Source organism: Moorena sp. SIOASIH (genome assembly GCF_010671925.1).
Lineage (GTDB): Bacteria > Cyanobacteriota > Cyanobacteriia > Cyanobacteriales > Coleofasciculaceae > Moorena.
This window is the reverse complement of record NZ_JAAHIH010000005.1, coordinates 556,239-573,066: the sequence shown is the minus strand read 5'-3', so window position 1 is coordinate 573,066 and position 16,828 is coordinate 556,239. Positions and strand designations below refer to the sequence as shown.

At 43.5% G+C, this 16,828-nt stretch carries 15 protein-coding genes and 1 tRNA gene; 10 read left to right on the top strand and 6 right to left on the bottom strand.

The window, feature by feature from the left end; translation table 11 throughout:
- Positions 1–67 precede the first annotated feature (67 nt).
- From F6J90_RS29535 to F6J90_RS29525, 3 genes are all read left to right on the top strand, one after another.
- Positions 68–3,352 carry a hybrid sensor histidine kinase/response regulator gene (locus F6J90_RS29535; RefSeq protein ID WP_293101947.1) on the top strand — a complete coding sequence of 1,095 codons (3,285 nt, stop codon included), beginning with the start codon at positions 68–70 and terminating at the stop codon, positions 3,350–3,352.
- Between the two features lie 34 nt (positions 3,353–3,386).
- Positions 3,387–3,521 carry a hypothetical protein gene (locus tag F6J90_RS29530; RefSeq protein ID WP_293101944.1) on the top strand — a complete coding sequence of 45 codons (135 nt, stop codon included), beginning with the start codon at positions 3,387–3,389 and terminating at the stop codon, positions 3,519–3,521.
- A gap of 83 nt (positions 3,522–3,604) precedes the next feature.
- On the top strand, positions 3,605–5,338 hold the full coding sequence (locus tag F6J90_RS29525; RefSeq protein WP_293101941.1) for a SpoIID/LytB domain-containing protein: 1,734 nt from the start codon (positions 3,605–3,607) through the stop codon (positions 5,336–5,338).
- A 521-nt stretch (positions 5,339–5,859) separates the two neighbouring features.
- Here the strand turns inward: F6J90_RS29525 and F6J90_RS29520 are convergent.
- Positions 5,860–6,153 carry a ferredoxin gene (locus F6J90_RS29520; protein WP_293101938.1) on the bottom strand — a complete coding sequence of 98 codons (294 nt, stop codon included), beginning with the start codon at positions 6,151–6,153 and terminating at the stop codon, positions 5,860–5,862.
- A gap of 585 nt (positions 6,154–6,738) precedes the next feature.
- Between F6J90_RS29520 and ilvC the strand changes: the two genes are divergently transcribed.
- Positions 6,739–7,734: a ketol-acid reductoisomerase gene (gene ilvC / locus F6J90_RS29515; protein WP_293103260.1), complete on the top strand. Its 996-nt coding sequence runs from the start codon at positions 6,739–6,741 to the stop codon at positions 7,732–7,734.
- A gap of 224 nt (positions 7,735–7,958) precedes the next feature.
- Here ilvC and F6J90_RS29510 read toward each other — a convergent pair whose 3' ends face one another.
- Positions 7,959–9,371, bottom strand: a complete 1,413-nt coding sequence (locus tag F6J90_RS29510) for an amidase (RefSeq protein WP_293101935.1) — start codon at positions 9,369–9,371, stop codon at positions 7,959–7,961.
- A 400-nt stretch (positions 9,372–9,771) separates the two neighbouring features.
- Here F6J90_RS29510 and F6J90_RS29505 point away from each other — a divergent pair, with 400 nt between their 5' ends.
- The 3 genes from F6J90_RS29505 to F6J90_RS29495 all read left to right on the top strand — a co-directional run bounded on the left by F6J90_RS29505 (position 9,772) and on the right by F6J90_RS29495 (position 11,946).
- Positions 9,772–10,569, top strand: coding sequence for a DUF4058 family protein (locus tag F6J90_RS29505; protein ID WP_293101932.1), 798 nt, complete (start codon positions 9,772–9,774; stop codon positions 10,567–10,569).
- Between the two features lie 407 nt (positions 10,570–10,976).
- On the top strand, positions 10,977–11,531 hold the full coding sequence (locus tag F6J90_RS29500) for a hypothetical protein (protein ID WP_293101930.1): 555 nt from the start codon (positions 10,977–10,979) through the stop codon (positions 11,529–11,531).
- Between the two features lie 31 nt (positions 11,532–11,562).
- Positions 11,563–11,946 (top strand): hypothetical protein, encoded by a 384-nt coding sequence (locus F6J90_RS29495; protein ID WP_293101927.1) that lies wholly within the window; start codon positions 11,563–11,565, stop codon positions 11,944–11,946.
- A gap of 265 nt (positions 11,947–12,211) precedes the next feature.
- Here the strand turns inward: F6J90_RS29495 and F6J90_RS29490 are convergent, their stop codons facing one another.
- Positions 12,212–13,174, bottom strand: coding sequence for a pentapeptide repeat-containing protein (locus tag F6J90_RS29490; RefSeq protein WP_293101924.1), 963 nt, complete (start codon positions 13,172–13,174; stop codon positions 12,212–12,214).
- A 597-nt stretch (positions 13,175–13,771) separates the two neighbouring features.
- Here F6J90_RS29490 and F6J90_RS29485 point away from each other — a divergent pair.
- From F6J90_RS29485 to F6J90_RS29475, 3 genes are all read left to right on the top strand, one after another.
- Positions 13,772–13,921 carry a hypothetical protein gene (locus F6J90_RS29485; protein WP_293101921.1) on the top strand — a complete coding sequence of 50 codons (150 nt, stop codon included), beginning with the start codon at positions 13,772–13,774 and terminating at the stop codon, positions 13,919–13,921.
- Between the two features lie 27 nt (positions 13,922–13,948).
- Positions 13,949–14,749 (top strand): MOSC N-terminal beta barrel domain-containing protein, encoded by an 801-nt coding sequence (locus F6J90_RS29480; RefSeq protein WP_293101919.1) that lies wholly within the window; start codon positions 13,949–13,951, stop codon positions 14,747–14,749.
- Positions 14,750–15,110: 361 nt separating this feature from the next.
- Entirely contained in the window at positions 15,111–15,305 is a 195-nt protein-coding gene (locus F6J90_RS29475; protein WP_293101916.1) for a hypothetical protein, read from the top strand.
- A gap of 231 nt (positions 15,306–15,536) precedes the next feature.
- Here F6J90_RS29475 and F6J90_RS29470 read toward each other — a convergent pair.
- The 3 genes from F6J90_RS29470 to hisF form a co-directional block, all read right to left on the bottom strand.
- A tRNA-Ala gene (locus F6J90_RS29470) sits at positions 15,537–15,609 on the bottom strand.
- A 77-nt stretch (positions 15,610–15,686) separates the two neighbouring features.
- Entirely contained in the window at positions 15,687–15,899 is a 213-nt protein-coding gene (locus tag F6J90_RS29465) for a hypothetical protein (RefSeq protein WP_075897842.1), read from the bottom strand.
- Between the two features lie 126 nt (positions 15,900–16,025).
- Positions 16,026–16,796, bottom strand: a complete 771-nt coding sequence (gene hisF / locus F6J90_RS29460) for an imidazole glycerol phosphate synthase subunit HisF (protein WP_293101914.1) — start codon at positions 16,794–16,796, stop codon at positions 16,026–16,028.
- Positions 16,797–16,828: the final 32 nt, after the last annotated feature.

Genomic DNA, 16,828 nt, shown 5'->3' with positions numbered 1-16,828 from the left:
GAACCGGCGAACTTGCCAAGGCAAAAGGTGAAAAATGTTCGCGTAATGTGGAATTTTAGCTTTCCGAATGTCTAACAACCTAGATGCTCAGCCACCAGCAGTAATCAAAGACGAATTTAACCTAGATAACTTCCTCGAGGATATACCGGATATAGAGGAAGTGGAACAACCAACGACTGATATCCTCGAAATCGAGTCCGATGATGCTGCAGAACCAAAAGTTGGCATGGCAGAACTTAATACCTTAGCTGATATCTTTGAAGGTCAGACCCCTGATTTGGATCAAACCTGGCAAGAAGAAGAAATTATCGCTCCAGATAACCAGCAGTTGTCTAGCCAATCAGACAATTCTCTAACTACAGACGAACCAAAGGATTTATCTGACCTGATTAAAGAACTTGATGGGTTGAACATTCCAGAGGCAGCAGAGTCTACCGAGGAAGATTTACTCAGTTTGTTCGATGAGGAATTTCCAGAAGAAGCAGCCTTTGAGTTACTACAGTCAAGGGAGTCAACTCACAATGATAGTAAACCTAACCCTACTCCAAGCCTGACAGATAAAGACCTTGAAGAATTACTTTCTTTTGGAAGTAGTGAGGGAAACCTAACTCAAAAAACTAACCCAGCCGACGAATTAAGCAGTTTATTTGATGATACCTTTTTTGAAGAAAATAGCTCAAGCTCGGAAAGTAATCCTCCCACCAAATTAGATAGTTATGGGATGGGCAAACAGCAGCCTATCCCACCAAGCACCCCGCACCCAAACCCCACTCACACCGACCTGAATGAATTAGATTTAAATCTGGTCAATGACTTGGAGCTGATTCCAAATCACCCCCCTGCAAACCATGAACAGCCAGCAATTAATTCCCCATCAACCACAGGGTCTTCAAAGCCCATCTCGACTTCAGATCGACCCGGTGAGGCGTCTACACCTGGTCTTAGTTCAAGTGTAAAAGGAAAAAATAGAAAATCCGATCCCATAAAATCGAAAAAATTACCAGATTCATCACCAAAACCATTACCAACAACCCAAGATCAATGGCAGCAATTAGAGCAGCTGTTGGCAGAAGCTACCGCACATTACCAAAACGTTGATTTTGACAGTATAAAACCTCTGGATGTGACCTTACCCACTGCTGAGGTGGTATCAGAGCAGAAAAGAATATTTGATCAACTAGAACTCCTATTAAGTGAAACTAGTAGCCCATTACCTAACCACTCCCTAGACCAAGAAACCCGGAAAACCCATCAGGCGGACTCAGTAGAGGATGACTTTAAAGACCTCGAACACTTGCTAGAGCAGGCAAATCAAAGCATCTCTGCTATCCCAGGAGGGATGAATCAGGAGTTGTCTCGCCAAACAAGGCGTCCGAGGTCTAAGCTATTTGAACAAACCATGCGGGTACCGGTTAAACAACTGGACACCCTGAGCAATTTAGTGGGAGAACTGGTGGTTGGTCGCAATACCTTAGAGCAAGATCAAGAACGGCTGCGGCAATTCTTAGATAATTTATCCCATCAGGTATCGAGCCTCAACGATGTGGGTTTGAAAATGCGGGACTTGTATGAGCGAACCCTGCTGGAAAATTCCCTATTGTCTAGTAGTAGGATTTACCGCACTACAAGCATCCAAGAACGGGAACAAGGAAACCAGAATTGCACGAGCTTAGAAGACTATCACCCCCTGGAAATGGACCGCTTTACAGGCTTCCATTTGCTATCCCAAGAGATCATTGAGCTGATTGTCCGGGTTAAGGAGTCGGCGTCTGACATTGAGTTTTTGGTGGATGAAACCGACCAAGTAACTCGTACCCTCAGACAGGTAACCAATCAACTCCAAGAAGGACTGACGCGATCGCGTATGGTGCCCTTTGCACAGGCAGCAGACCGCATGCCCCGTGCAGTTAGGGAAATTTCCTTGCAGGAAGGCAAGGAAGCCGAGCTACAGGTTGAGGGGCGGGAAACCTTGATTGATAAAATGATCTTGGAACACCTCTATGATCCTATGACCCACCTGGTCAACAATGCCATTACCCACGGGATTGAGCTACCAGAGGAACGGCTGGCTGCGGGGAAGCCTAGGGCGGGTAAAATCACCCTCGGAGCATTCTACCAGGGAAATCAGACGGTGATTTCCATCTCGGATAATGGGGGGGGCATTGATCCAGATCGAATTAGAGCTAAAGCCCTTGAAAAGAATCTCATTTCCCCAACTGAGGCAAAAACCCTCAGCGACTTGGAGTTGTTCAATTTTATCTTCCACCCTGGGTTCACCACTGCGGAGAAAGTCACTGATACCAAAGGTCGAGGGGTAGGCATGGATGTGGTGCGCACCTGCTTAAGTGAAATTCGGGGAACCATTACTATCGACTCTACTCTCGGCCAAGGAACCACCTTTACCATTCGCTTACCCCTGACCCTGAGTATTTGTAAAGCCCTCTGCTGTGTAAGCGATCGCGCCAGAATTGCTTTTCCCATGGATGGGGTGGAAGACATGCAGGATGTCTCCCCTGACTGCATTCAGACCAATTCCCAAGGTCAAGCCTTTCTTCAATGGCGGGACACCCAGATCCCATTCAAGCCCCTCTCAGAGTTGCTGACCTACCATAGCCAACTCAGCCGGGCTAGTGTCTATGGCAGCCAACGGGAAGACAACCTGATTTCTGTGGTGGTACTGCGCAGTACAGGTAACATGCTCGCCGTAGAGGTTGATCAGGTATTAGGGGAGCAAGAAATTGTTATTAAGCAAATCGAAGGCCCTGCACCCAAGCCAGTAGGCATTACCGGGGCGACCGTCTTAGGGGATGGTCGAGTGATGCCCATTGCTGACGTTCTAGAACTGATTGACCTTGCTATGGGTCGGATTCGTAAAGATGGTGGTGTTGCGATCTGGCAAAGGATGGAAACTCCAACCGCCAGCGGAGCCGAGGTCAATCTCATCAAATCTGATCCCATGGTGTTGATTGTGGATGATTCAATCACAGTCCGTGAACTCCTTTCTATGACCTTCAGTAAAGCTGGTTATCGGGTAGAACAAGCCCGTGATGGTCAAGAAGCCTGGGATAAACTCCGGTCTGGTTTGCCTTGCGAGATCGTATTCTGTGACATTGAAATGCCCAGAATGGATGGTCTAGAACTCCTATCTCGCCTTCAAAAAGACCCAGATTTGTGTGAAATCCCCCTGGCCATGCTCACCTCTCGTGGTGCTGATCGACACCGGAAAGTAGCTGCTGATCTCGGTGCCAGAGGCTATTTTACCAAACCCTATCTAGAAGACGTGTTACTAGATGCTGCCCAACGAATCAGGCAAGGGGAAGTGTTGTTAGCTGGAAGTAATCACAGTGGGTAGCTGCCATTAGTCATTTAGTCATTGGTGATTAGTCTTGACGATTAGTAAACTGTTGCCTCTTGCCTCTTGCCTCTTGCCTTTTGCCTTCGGCGTAGCGCTATACTACCGCGCTCACCATCTTTCCAATCTTCCCCAAAGCAAAGACCCTGAAAAGACCCGGTCAGGGTAACAATACCTGTGGAGGATCGTACTTTTCGGGATCTAGAATCGGGAAACGGGAATTATGGATTGGGTACTTTAACAACTAAGCTAATGACAATCAAAGCGCTTGACTTGAATTCGCATCAAAATACGGCATCGGGTAAGACAGGTCGGTTTCGCAATTGGATAGTGGGGTTCACCAAAAAACCGATCTCTCTCAATTCCCCAGCTTCCAATCCCCATTTCCTCATACCGTTGATGACACTATCGTTTTGGGGACTACCTATCCTATCAGGGTTAGCAGCCAAAGCCTCAGATATCCCACTAAAAGTGGGAGTAGTGCAGCGCTTTGGAGATGAACCAACTGACAAGCTCACCCTGAAAGCTGCCCCGGACGATCAGCTAACCGTCAAATTTTTAGGCGGTGATATGCAACCGAAAACCAAGCAGCTGAGCAGCCTTAAGCTGGAAATAGTCAATAAACCGTTACAGCAGCCCCAGATCGAAGAGTACGTGGTCTTGAGTAACCATGGGACCTTTGAAACTGCAGAAGATAGTGCCAATAAATGGCGGGAAAAGGGGATTGAGGTGGAAGTTGCCAAGCCTGACCGCTGGCAGGTGTGGGCAAAACGGAGTGTTTATCAAACCCCTTTATTGCGACGTCTACTGCTAGCAAGTATCAAAGCCAAAGGTGATACTACTGCCTATATTGATACTAATGTTGTCACCGAGGTGCCCCATGCTTCCTTTGTAATTGGTAACTATCGCTACCATCGACGGGAAATCGATATTACTGCTGGAAAAAATCTGATCTGGGTTAGCAAAGGAGAAAATAACCGTAGGACAAGACTTTATCCTGGTAGTCTACGCATCCAGCCCAATGCCTATGGTGACTATACCTTAGTAAATCAGGTACCTCTAGAAAGCTATTTGCGCGGTGTAGTACCTCATGAAATTGGAGCTGGAGCACGCTATTCAACCGTAGCTGCTCAGAGCATTATTGCTCGCACCTACGCCTTGCGGAACCGACGCCGATTTAATGTTGACGGTTACGAACTCTGTGCCGATACTCACTGCCAGGTTTATTTCGGAATAAATCAAACCAATCCAGTGGCTGACCGTGCGATCGCAGCCACTAAAGGTCTCGTCCTGACCTACAATAATGAGTTAGTAGATGCCCTGTATTCAGCGGCAACTGGTGGAGTCAGTGCGCCTTTCAGTGATGTTTGGAATGGGTCAGAACGTCCTTACTTAAAAGCAGTGGTAGACTCCCCATACTCCCTCTGGAATTTGTCACAAAAATCCTTAGCAGACGAACAAAATTTCCGTGAGTTCATGAACTTGAAGCAAGGATTTAATGAGACTGACAATAGTTACTTATTCCGCTGGAAGTACAACAATAGCTTAAAACAAGTCACCAGCCATTTACAACGCTATCTCAAAAAAACCAAACACCCCCTTGCCAACTTCACTACCATTGAGCATATGGAAGTGGTAGAGCGTTCACCAGCAGGAAGAGTGCTGAAAATGGCGGTAACAACGGATCGGGGTATCCTGGAGCTGAGTAAAAATGAAGCCCGCAGCGCCTTTGGTCCTCCCCGCAGCACCCTCTTCTACGTAGACCCGATTTATGACAAAGCCAACCAAACCCTCAAAGGCTACGTTTTCGTGGGTGGGGGCTTTGGACATGGGGTTGGCTTCAGCCAACACGGTTCCCAAAATTTAGCTAAACTCGGTTGGTCCGCAGAAAAAATTCTCAGCTTCTATTATCCTGGTACTCAAATTCAGCCTTTGAACAATTCTATTATCTTCTGGCAAAATGCCAGCGCACTAGTCACGCCCTAGTCTAATCAAGGGTCAAAGAGGGGAGAAAGGGAAGATATGGAATAATTTCAGGAAAGTTATTCCATATCTTCCTCGATTTAGCTTGGATTTAGCGTGATTTCGCCATCACCTCATTACCTGACTATCTCATCACCGGATCTGCGGCGATGGGGAAGTAAAGAGCTGAAAGAGTAAAACACCCAACTTCTAAGCTCTCTTACTTCCGATACTTTTTAGCTACCAAAGTCTACCAAGATAGACCCTCGCCCGCCAATGCAAGATGCAATAGCATCCAGGGGGTATCTCCCAAAGCTCTCAGGAATATCCTGCGAGCGCCATAAAAATGTCAAAAAAGTTCGTTCCACCAGGATCTAAGCGCAACTATTTCACCTTGGTTTTCGGCTTTAATGTAAGTTACATAATAATCCCTGTCGGTGTTACCCTAATTTAAGTCTAACAAATAATAAGAGTTTTTGGTAGACTCTGCGACATTTTCGATTAGCTTTTACTCACCCCTCTGTTATTAGTACTTATAGTAGTACTTAGTACAGTTCTTCCTCTTTATGAGTACTGATTGTGCAATCAGAGGTGGGGTAAGCCACACAGGTCAGAACGTAGCCAGCGGCCATTTGGTCATCATCCAGGAAAGATTGGTCTGACTGATCAATAGTACCACTCTCTAGTTTGCCAGCACAGGTAGAGCAGGCACCCGCACGGCAGGAATAAGGCAGATCTACACCTAGCTCCTCGGCAGTGTCGAGAATGTATTCGTCTTCAGGACAGTCAATGGTTTGATCCCCATCTGGCGTTTTCAAGGTGACTTTGTAAGTTGCCATGTTTTAGTAATCCTCTCGTAAAACAATAGTAGAGACGTTGTGAGTATACGGCAAAAGCCTATCCTTTGGTTGAAGGAGCTTGGCATGCTTATTTTTACTCCATCTCTGATACTACGGGAAAACACTCAGCAGATTAAGACCGATTAAGAATGAAAGGCTGAATCGCCAATTTGATAAGTTTTACTTATATAATCTCCACAAGTATCTACACCAGAGAGTTACCTCTCAAACCACTCCATGAAAATGGTCTAAGGTCTAGGTTGAACAGGATTTTTACAGATTCTATCTCCCTCAGATAACTTTGGCAAAATCCTTAGAGATTTATAATTAGGAATACTTATAATTACCATCCAATACCTGTATTCACACATGGGGTAATGTAGTGATGGATTCATCGATAAAAAGGTATCTCACCTGCCAGGCTTGAGATCGGTTTTGCGGTATCATGGTAAGTTTGCAGCGATGCAGCGCGGTCTTGGGGAGGCAGCGCGGTCTTGGGGGTCTCCCCCATGAGCGACTGCCGTGGTTTCCCCCATGAGCGACTGCATCAAGACAGTGACCAGCAAAAAAGGAACAGAAATTACAATGGCTCAAATGTATTACGATACCGATGCTAACCTAGACCTACTGGCGGATAAAACTATAGCTATCATCGGCTATGGTTCTCAAGGTCACGCCCACGCCCTTAATCTTAAAGAGAGTGGCATGAATGTGATCGTGGGACTCTATCCAGGTAGTAAGTCTAAGGCAAAAGCTGAAGAAGCAGGCTTAACCGTCCACACAGTGGCTGATGCTGCTAAAGCAGCTGACTTGGTGATGATCCTGCTGCCGGATGAAGTGCAAAAAACCATTTATAAGGCAGAAATTGAGCCAAATCTGACCGAGGGTAATGTTATTGCTTTTGCCCACGGCTTCAATATTCATTTTGGTCAAATTGTTCCCCCAGAGTTCATAGATGTGATCATGGTTGCTCCCAAAGGTCCAGGACATTTGGTGCGGCGCACCTATGAACAGGGCGAAGGGGTACCTTGTCTATTTGCTGTTTACCAGGATGCCACAGGTCAAGCACGCGATCGCGCCATGGCTTACGCCAAAGGAATTGGTGGTACCCGTGCCGGGATTCTTGAAACTACCTTCCGGGAAGAAACAGAAACTGACCTATTTGGTGAGCAAGTCGTATTGTGTGGCGGCTTGAGTGAATTGATTAAATCCGGATTTGAGACCCTAGTCGCTGCTGGTTATCAACCAGAATTGGCCTATTTTGAATGCCTTCATGAAGTCAAACTGATTGTTGACCTAGTGGTGGAAGGTGGTTTAGCTAACATGCGGGATAGCATCTCCAACACTGCTGAATATGGTGACTATACCCGTGGGCCAAGGATTGTTACTGATGAAACTCGCGCCGAGATGCGTAAAATCCTCAAAGAAATTCAATCAGGTCAATTCGCCCGTGAATTTGTCTTGGAAAATCAGGGAGGTAAACCGGTCTTCACAGCTATGCGCCGTCAGAATAAAGAACATCCCGTCGAGGAAGTCGGTAAAGACTTACGCGCTATGTTCAGCTGGTTGAAAAAAGTTTAAGCATTGTTGACTGTTGACGGTTTACTATTAACCTCTTAAATCAGGACTTAAATATAATCAGGACTTACGTCATAACTATACTTGTTGGATGGAGAAATAACTCATATTTGGCGTAAGTCCTGTAAATCTTAGATTTTATAGCAGTCGAAGCCAAGGTTAAGACATATTTCTGTTCCCTGTTCCCTATTCCCTGTTCCCTTTAAAGCCAAATATGATGTCCTAAACTATACTTCCGTTGCTATAGTGGGACGATTATTAATCCAAGGGTTTGCTGCTTCCAACTGAGCCGCTAATGCTAATAGTCTTGCTTCTGATGCTGGAGGTCCCACTAACTGAATTCCTACAGGTAAGCCCTTCTCATCAAAACCAGCAGGAATTGCGATCGCAGGAAGTCCAGTAGCATTAAATGGTGGACACGGTCCAATCCAATTAATAATATTCTCCAAGGTTTCTTCATAACTCAAATCGTCCCACTCTCCTACCCGAATCGGTGGATGTAAATAAGTAGGTAACACTAGCACATCATAGTTGTTAAAGAATCCCACAATCTGACGCGCTATAATTTGTAGCTTAGTCACCGCTTGTAAGTATTCCCCAGCAGAACCGGATTGTTCAGCAATCCAGCGATTCATCGGACTTAAGGCTTCTAGGGGAATTCCTGCTGAGGTTACCCCAGCTTGCCATACTGTCTTAAACGGTTCTACTATGTCACTGAAATCTGGACAACCCGGTTCAACCAGATGTCCCATCCCTTCCAGTCGCTGCACCGTTTCCACCACAATCTTTTCACATACAGCTGACGCTTCTCCCATCGGTTTAATGGATGTCGCAAAACTAATCCGCAAATTATCCAGTTGTTGATCGGTAGCCTCTAGAAACGATATCTCTGGGTCAGGTAACCAGTAAGGGTCTCCAGTAATATAGCCAGACATCACATCCAGTAAAGCAGCGGCATCAGCTACCGTCCGTGCCATCGGACCAATACTAGCAATACCACTTTGAAAGTCTCCTACTGGAGCGTAAGAAATACGACCTCGTGTCGGTTTAATGGCGACCAAACCACAGCAAAAGGCTGGACCGCGCAGGGAACCCCCACCATCCGAACCTTGGGCAATGGGAGATAAGCCAGCCGCTACTGCTGCAGCTGAACCGCCACTAGACCCCCCTGGTGTGTAGTCTAGATTCCAGGGATTGCGAGCCGGTGGAAATCCTGGGGGTTCGGTATAGGGTAACGAACCCAGTTCAGAAGTAGCGGTTTTACCTAAAATAATGAATCCAGCTTGCTTGATCCGGGTGATTACCCCATCATCATACTCAGCAATATTGTCTTTGAGCGCAGCAACACCAAAGCTACAAGGGAGTCCTTCTACAGCCCTGAGGTCTTTAATCGCAATTGGAACACCAAAAAATGGGGGAAGTTTAGAAGTATCAGTAGTTTGGGCAAGTTGTTCGGTTTTGGCTTTAGCATCCGCCAGTGCCATCTCAGACGCCACAGTGAAGTAACTGCCCACTTGGGGATTTAATGCTTCGATCCGTTCAAGGTAGAGTTGGACTAATTCCAGCGGTGATATCTCACCCTTGCGGATCAGTTGGGCTTGGTCTAGAGCTGGAGTAAACGCTAGGTCAACTTGATTCATAATGGTTCTTTGCCATCAAGGGATGCTAATTTGCAAAAAAAAAATGCCTAAGAGGATTGCTAGGCAAAACTTTTAGGCATTCAGATGCTAGTTAGTAAAAACTGAATTCTTAAAATCTCAAAGCTATACAGAGTAGGAGTTTGAGAGACTTTTTGTTAAACGCTGCTTAAATCCAAGGCTAGAGCAGGTTAGGGGGTGAGCCCAGACCATAGCTGTCTTGGGACTAATTTTATTTAGAATATATTATACCACTTAATTTTAGAAATTGGTATAACACATAGTCAAATTCCGGTTATTTTGCGGAAGTTTGCGAAAAATACTAGCTAGGTTGCAGGTACCGAAGAGCCAAAATTTTTCGGTAACTTAGGTAGTATAGCACTTCACAGCTTCATCACACAAGATGCCTTCACCTTTTCCTGGGATGAATCCCTACCTGGAGAAACCAGAATATTGGTCACAAGTTCACAAGTGGCTAATTGTCCTGATTGCCCAAAGCCTTAACCCTCAACTACGTCCGAAGTATCGGGTAGCAATTGAGGAAAGAGTCTACAACGCTACTGGTGATGATTCCATGCTAGGTAGAGTGGGCATCCTGCCCGCCCGAAAAGATCATGTAGTTGTTCAAAGTTCTCAAAGCAACCACCAAGAACCCTCAGCCCTGGTTACTGTTGCTGCTCCTAGCGTTAAACCAATGAAGATTGCTCTACCGATGACTGAAATGGTTAGAGAGTGGTATTTAGAAGTGCGAAAGGTAGAAACTGGCAAAGTAATTACTGTTATCGAAATTCTTTCTCCCAAAAACAAACGGTCTGCAGAAGGGCGCAGCACTTATGAAACCAAACGGCAAAAAATATTAGATAGCTTAACCCATTTAGTGGAAATTGATTTACTGCGTCAAGGAAAACCGATGGCTATGAATAATCAAGCCTTCCAGAGCCACTATCGAATCGTGGTCAGCCGTTCTCAAGAACGTCCCCAAGCCGATTTATATGCGTTCAATCTCCCCCAAGCAATACCTTCGTTTCCTTTACCTCTCCAACCATACGATCGAGAACCTACCGTTAATTTACAACAATTATTACATAACCTTTACGACCAAGGAAGTTATGATTTAGCGATTGATTATAGTAAAGACCCACCACCACCTTTATCGACCGCAGATGCAGCTTGGGTAAAGGAAGTCTTGATTGAACAGTAGCCTGTGGCTGGTTCTATATTTGAGTAATATCTAATCCGGTTAATTCCTTACGAAATAATCCCTAATCTTAAACTACAAATTACTAATTACATAGTCCCCATTAGTAGTCAAGGTATATAATAATTATTCAACCGGACATGATATAATATTATCAGGATACCTTAGTTATATATTCTTGGCAATAGACACTAATAACTATGCAGTTTCGGACTCATAACAACTATGAAATTACTGAGCTAATAGCTCAACAACCTTCGTCGTCACCTGCACCGCAAATAACTAAAAGCACCAGAACAAACGTGCAGTCAGACGATCCTATTACCATCCTCATTGCTTTATTTAGTTTACTTGTATCTATAGCTGTAGCTTATACATCAAATTTTAGGAAAGCTAATCTTAAGCTGTCTTTGGGAAGAAACATTATATTTTTTCCTACATACCTTGTTACACCTGCTAATAAAAAGATTGTAGGATTAGGGTTCAATCTTCCCATAACTTTCTATAATTGGAGTCCTCAAGGAGGAACCATTCAACGGATTCGTTTAGTTGTTGGCAGAAAAGATAATGACAATTTTTATGACATGGCATGGACTACTTTCGTTAAAATCGACAGTGGAGGAAATTTTCAAGATGAAAATCTAGCTCAACCGATTCCAGTACACGCACGTTCTTCAGTAAATAAAATTGTTCGGTTCGATTGGAGTCCTGAATTAGGAGGAAAAGAATTTGATTTACAAGTTGGCAACTACGAGTTGAGGATTTATGGATGGACACAGAATACACAAAAACCTGACTTGAAGTACATGGCTTCTTTTAACCTTAAGGATCAACATTATCAACAATATCAAGACAACATAGCTGCTAACCTGAATGAATCGATCTGGGTGTCCCTAGACGAAAACGAAAAACCCAATCAGTTTGTGTCTAAACACACGATTGGTGTGCTTTACTCTAAAAAGTAAGTGTTTCATTAATCAAGGAGAACATTTTATTATGCCTGGAGATAGCAAGATATTCGGTTTCAATAATCTTAGTAAGAGTGTTTATAACGCTGGAAATATAGGAGGCATAGCTGAAAATTCTGTAACTGCTGATCTATCAATAGCCAACGAGCATAAGCAAACCCTAGTTGAAGCAGCAGCAGAAATCCAACAACTTCTAAACCAAGTCTCCCAGACTAATCCCACTACAACAAACAAAGAGAAGATGATAGTTGTAGCTGAAGTTCTTGACCAAATTGAGAATAACCCAACACTAAAAGTTAAGGTAATCAATTCCCTGAAAGCTGGAGGAGTAGATGCATTCAAGGAATCGATTGACCATCCGGTAGTGAATATTCTGATGGCGGTTATCGAAGGCTGGGAGGAGGTAGAGTAATAGCTTAGGATCGTTGCAACACTATCATGACCATAGTATACCTTAGCGGGGAATTAGGATAGGGTAGCGATCGCCTGAATAATTCCCCATTATCTCAATGATTACTAGACAAAGTAGACTGGTCTGGTGGACAGTAAGAGTATAACTAAAATTGACCCCTATCTTGTCAGTAAGCTTCAGAATCCTTATAGTTTTTGCAAGGAAGTACTTGACTTGAAAGTATCTCCCACTCAATTCCTCAATCTATAGTGTTGAATCTTAAGAATTATCCTTCAGGTATATCTTCCTCTTCCTTGATTAACTTCATGCCAGCAGCTTTAGGGTCAAAACCTTCAGGAAATATCGTGGGACAAGGATAGGTAATGTAAAGTATTTCACATGCAGCTTCCGATGTTGTTTCGTCTGAATAAAGTGCGTCTTGTAAATTAGCTCTAGATAAATCAGTTTCCTTTAAATTAGCTCCCGATAAATCAGCTTCCTGTAAATTAGTTCTAGAGAAACGAGCTTGCTGTAAATCAGCTCCTGATAAATCAGCTCCTGATAAATTAGCTTTAAATAAAATAGCTTTCTGTAAGTTAGCTTCCTCTAAATAAGATTGCTGTAAATTAGTTACTAATAAACTAGCGTTATGTAAATTAGCTGCATCTAAAATAGCTTGTTGTAAATTCGCTCTATATAAACGAGCTTTCTGTAACTGAGCTTCAGATAAACTAGCTCCCTGTAAATTCGCTCTATATAGACGAGCGTCTTTTAAATTAGCTTTAGATAAATCAGCTTTCTGTAATTTAGCTGCATATAAATTAGCTTTCTGTAAATTAGCTGCAAATAAATTAGCTTGTTGTAAATTAGCGTTAACTAGCTCCGCATCAGAGAGCTGAACTCCTCTCAAATAAGCTTTTGGAGCCTCTAAACCCTCTAAGCTCTGTCTCCGCCAGGTCAACCAAAACCAGGGAATACGCCTTGGTTCTGAGTTTAGGAATTCCAGAGCTTCTTTTCTGCCGCCACTGCCAGCTTGGTCATAGGCTGCTGTAACTACTTGCCATGCCTGATAAACTTCAGCATTTCGTCTATCCTGCTCACCAGCAATAAAGACAATCACACCAACAAGTAGAGATAGATTACCCACTAGTCCTAAAATTTCTAGCAATGCTAATCTATTCAGATAATCCAGAACAGGCTCTAAAAACTTTTTTTCTATGCTGATGAAAGGTTGATGGCACTTGAACAACGCTAACCTCAAAGGATTGTTAACAATTTGCTCAGCTTTATGCCAGTCTTGCTCAGCATCTTCTTCACCTTTTACGAGTAGACGATTTTGGTAAATTTTATAGGCTATTTTTTAAACCTTTTGGTAAGGATTTTTGGTTGACGAAGGGGTTAGAGAGACTTTAATTTTATTAATAATTTGATTCAGCTTCATGATTGCCAACTCGGGGCAAACCCTCTATATTTGGCTTACTAGCATAAATTAGCTGTCATTATAACTTAGCGATCGCTTAACTAATTTCTTCTGCTAAAACTTAAAGTTTATTAAGTTTGTTTAAGGTAAGTAACAAAACCAAAATTAGCGATCGCTTGCTGGGATTAGCGATCGCTTTCCTTGATATCCCTGGTGTTATGATAAATTAATGTATTTATTAACTAATTTTAGATAAGTTTGCTCTGTGATCCCTACCAAGTTTATAAAAAAATGCTTTACTTGATAGAAATATTTACAACTAGGATAAAGCTGATGGAGTCTTGATTATTATTGCTATATCATTCTTTATCTGTTATTTATAAGCGATTATATAGCGGTGATTGCAATGATGAGGTAAAGTCTTCTTTGAGGCAGATTCCCTGTCTTGATGCAGTCGCTCATGGGGGAAACCCCCAAGACCGCGCTGCATCGCTTAAAACAATCTTGAATATTGCCTTTTGCCTTTTGCCTTTTGCCTTTTGCCTTTTGCCTTTTGCCTTTTGCCTTTTGCCTTAAAAGGATAAGCAATGTCACTCACTCGTTATGAAAATTGCCATACCTTACCTTAAAGCTATCTATATCTACCCAATTAAATCCCTAGATCGGATTGAACTCGAAACCGCCACTCTCCTCAAAAGTGGTGCCCTAAAGCATGACCGGGAATTTGCCCTATTCGATCAGCAAGGTAAATTTGTCAATGGTAAGCGCAATGCCAAAGTTCACTTGCTGCGGTCGGTCTTCCATATCCAATCCCAATTGCTATCGCTACAGATTCAGGGCACAAACCAAAACATTACCTTTCATATTGATCACGGGCGAGTTGCTCTGGAAGCTTGGTTAAAGGATTACTTCGATTTTCCAGTTAAAGTCGTGCAGAACACCAGCACTGGTTTTCCAGACGATACCAATGCTCTAGGTCCTACTATTATTAGTAGCGCTACCATTGAAACCATTGCTTCTTGGTTCCCTGAAATAAGTGCTGAAGACATACGACGTCGTGTTCGAGCCAATCTAGAAATTGGAGGAGTTCCAGCTTTCTGGGAAGACCAATTGTTTTCCGAATCAGGGCAATCTATTCAGTTTAAAGTAGGGGAAGCTTTGATAGAAGGAATTAATCCTTGTCAACGTTGTATTGTTTTAGCACGAGACCCTCAAACAGGAGAGGCTACTGATAATTTCCAAAAGACTTTCATGGCGAAGCGCAAGGAAAGCCTACCATCCTGGACAACCAGCGCTCGTTTCAATCATTTCTACAAATTAAGCGTGAATACAAACGTCCCTGCTTCTGAAGCCGGTAAAGTATTGCACCAAGGGGATCCCATTGAAATCCTGAAGGTTAGTTAAGGATGCAGCGCTATAATCCCAAATCGGGTTCAAATCCCAAAAAGCGATGCAGAGGTGCGACCCGTGGCGAATTTAATTACGGGTCAAACGCACCATTACGGTCTTGGGCGTTTCCCCCACTCGCGCTTTGCATTAAGAAAGCGATCGCTAATAAACAAACTGATTAACCTAAAGTGATATCAACTGTCAACCCTAAACCGTGAACTTTCAACACCAATCAATATGGGAAATTTTATTAAATAAAAGTTTTTGACTTTTTTGCGGATTCGTCGCTCTGGAATTGAAGTAGAGATTTAGGTGCATCTGAAAAAACAGAAGCCAGACAAAACCTCTACCTACCAAATGTTTAAACCTCAGAGCAATGAATCATCAGTGGAACAATGTATTTCTGAAAGTCACCACCTGGCTAGTGGCTGAGATCATCCTAAATTTGATTGGTCTAGATAACCTCGCCGATTACGGTGAATTCGTCTTCGATAAAGAGGTTTTCATCTCAACATCTCACCATCAAGTCTCACGGGTTTTCCCCCCTCGCCACTCCCAAGGCTTGTTTTAACAGTTTCACCTCAACGGTCAACCGTCAACAAATTCTAACCTTATAGCACTACGCATTAAAGTTAGGACATTGATACAAGCTGAAACGCTAATGCACGTAAACTTTTGCCTCTTGCCTCTTGCCTCTTGCCCTTGGGCGTAGCGCTATATTACTGAAGACTGATAGCTAAGCTACCCTACGGCAACCCATCAGGCTAAAAGACTTCAGCCTTTAATCAATATTTAAACAATATGGAGCTAAGCGGATTCGAACCGCTGACCCCCTCAATGCCATTGAGGTGCTCTACCAACTGAGCTATAACCCCGTAATTTTATAGTCCATTAACTAGTATACCTTGATAGCTCAGCTAAGTCAAGTAGTTTCAGAATGAAATTATCTCGATCAGTAGAATACGCTGGGAGACTGAGCCATTTGGGTAAGATACCCCATGCAGCTGTTCATCAGAAAATAAACCACTAACATGGCTGCTGCTGACATAGCTACTAAGGTACCAGCCAGCATCAGAGAGAACTCTTGGGTATCAAAGGCTTCCTGCATCAGGTGCAGTGACCAAGCCACCAAGGCCACATCAAATATTAGAATTATCACCAGCATTTTTTACAAAAATTAATATTGGATCCATATTTAGTTTAGCAGCTATAAAAATCGCTGCAAACCATTAAACTACTTAATACTACACAACAAAACTTAAATCTTTCGGAAAAATAATCCATTAGTTTACTATGGCAATCGCACCGGAATTTGGTGCTGGTTCAAATAAGTTTTAATTTGAGATACACTCAGTTGCCCGTAATGCAACAGGGAAGCTAGCAACGCTGCTTCGGCTTTGCCTTCAGTCAGAGCCTGATAAATATGATCGCAGTTGCCAGCACCACCGGAGGCAATCACAGGAATTTCCACCTGTTCAGCCATAGTGCGCGTTAGCTCTAAGTCATACCCAGCCTGGGTTCCATCCGCATCCATACTAGTAACCAGAAGTTCCCCAGCTCCCCGTTGTGCCACCTCTTTTGCCCATGCGATCGCATCAATACCGGTGTTCTCACGTCCTCCTCGCACGTAAACATTCCAACCGGGGTTATGGGGATCTTCCCGACGACGAGCATCAATAGCAACTACAATGCACTGATTACCAAAGCGATCGCTGGCTTGATTAATAAAGTCCGGATTGCGTACAGCAGCCGAATTAATACTAACTTTATCGGCTCCTGCTCTTAATAATAATTTAATATTTTCCAAAGACTGGATGCCACCCCCCACCGTCAAGGGAATAAACACTTGTTCAGCTGTACGGTAGACTACATCAATAATAATGTCTCGGTCTTCATGGGTAGCAGTTATATCCAAAAACACCAGCTCATCTGCACCAGCATCATTGTAAACTTGTGCTAATTCCACTGGATCACCAGCGTCCTTAAGATTAACAAAGTTGACCCCTTTAACAACTCGCCCAGCTTTTACATCCAGGCACGGTAAGATTCTCTTAGCCAGCATAAGTAAACTAAGTATGAAGTATGAAGGATAAA

Bases quoted from the DNA above. Each gene is read 5' to 3' on its own strand.
- F6J90_RS29535 (WP_293101947.1), top strand. From the start codon at position 68: ATGTCTAACAACCTAGATGCTCAGCCACCAGCAGTAATCAAAGACGAA.
- F6J90_RS29525 (WP_293101941.1), top strand. From the start codon at position 3,605: ATGACAATCAAAGCGCTTGACTTGAATTCGCATCAAAATACGGCATCG.
- F6J90_RS29520 (WP_293101938.1), bottom strand. From the start codon at position 6,153: ATGGCAACTTACAAAGTCACCTTGAAAACGCCAGATGGGGATCAAACC.
- ilvC (WP_293103260.1), top strand. From the start codon at position 6,739: ATGGCTCAAATGTATTACGATACCGATGCTAACCTAGACCTACTGGCG.
- F6J90_RS29510 (WP_293101935.1), bottom strand. From the start codon at position 9,371: ATGAATCAAGTTGACCTAGCGTTTACTCCAGCTCTAGACCAAGCCCAA.
- F6J90_RS29505 (WP_293101932.1), top strand. From the start codon at position 9,772: ATGCCTTCACCTTTTCCTGGGATGAATCCCTACCTGGAGAAACCAGAA.
- F6J90_RS29495 (WP_293101927.1), top strand. From the start codon at position 11,563: ATGCCTGGAGATAGCAAGATATTCGGTTTCAATAATCTTAGTAAGAGT.
- F6J90_RS29480 (WP_293101919.1), top strand. From the start codon at position 13,949: ATGAAAATTGCCATACCTTACCTTAAAGCTATCTATATCTACCCAATT.
- F6J90_RS29475 (WP_293101916.1), top strand. From the start codon at position 15,111: ATGAATCATCAGTGGAACAATGTATTTCTGAAAGTCACCACCTGGCTA.
- F6J90_RS29465 (WP_075897842.1), bottom strand. From the start codon at position 15,899: ATGCTGGTGATAATTCTAATATTTGATGTGGCCTTGGTGGCTTGGTCA.
- hisF (WP_293101914.1), bottom strand. From the start codon at position 16,796: ATGCTGGCTAAGAGAATCTTACCGTGCCTGGATGTAAAAGCTGGGCGA.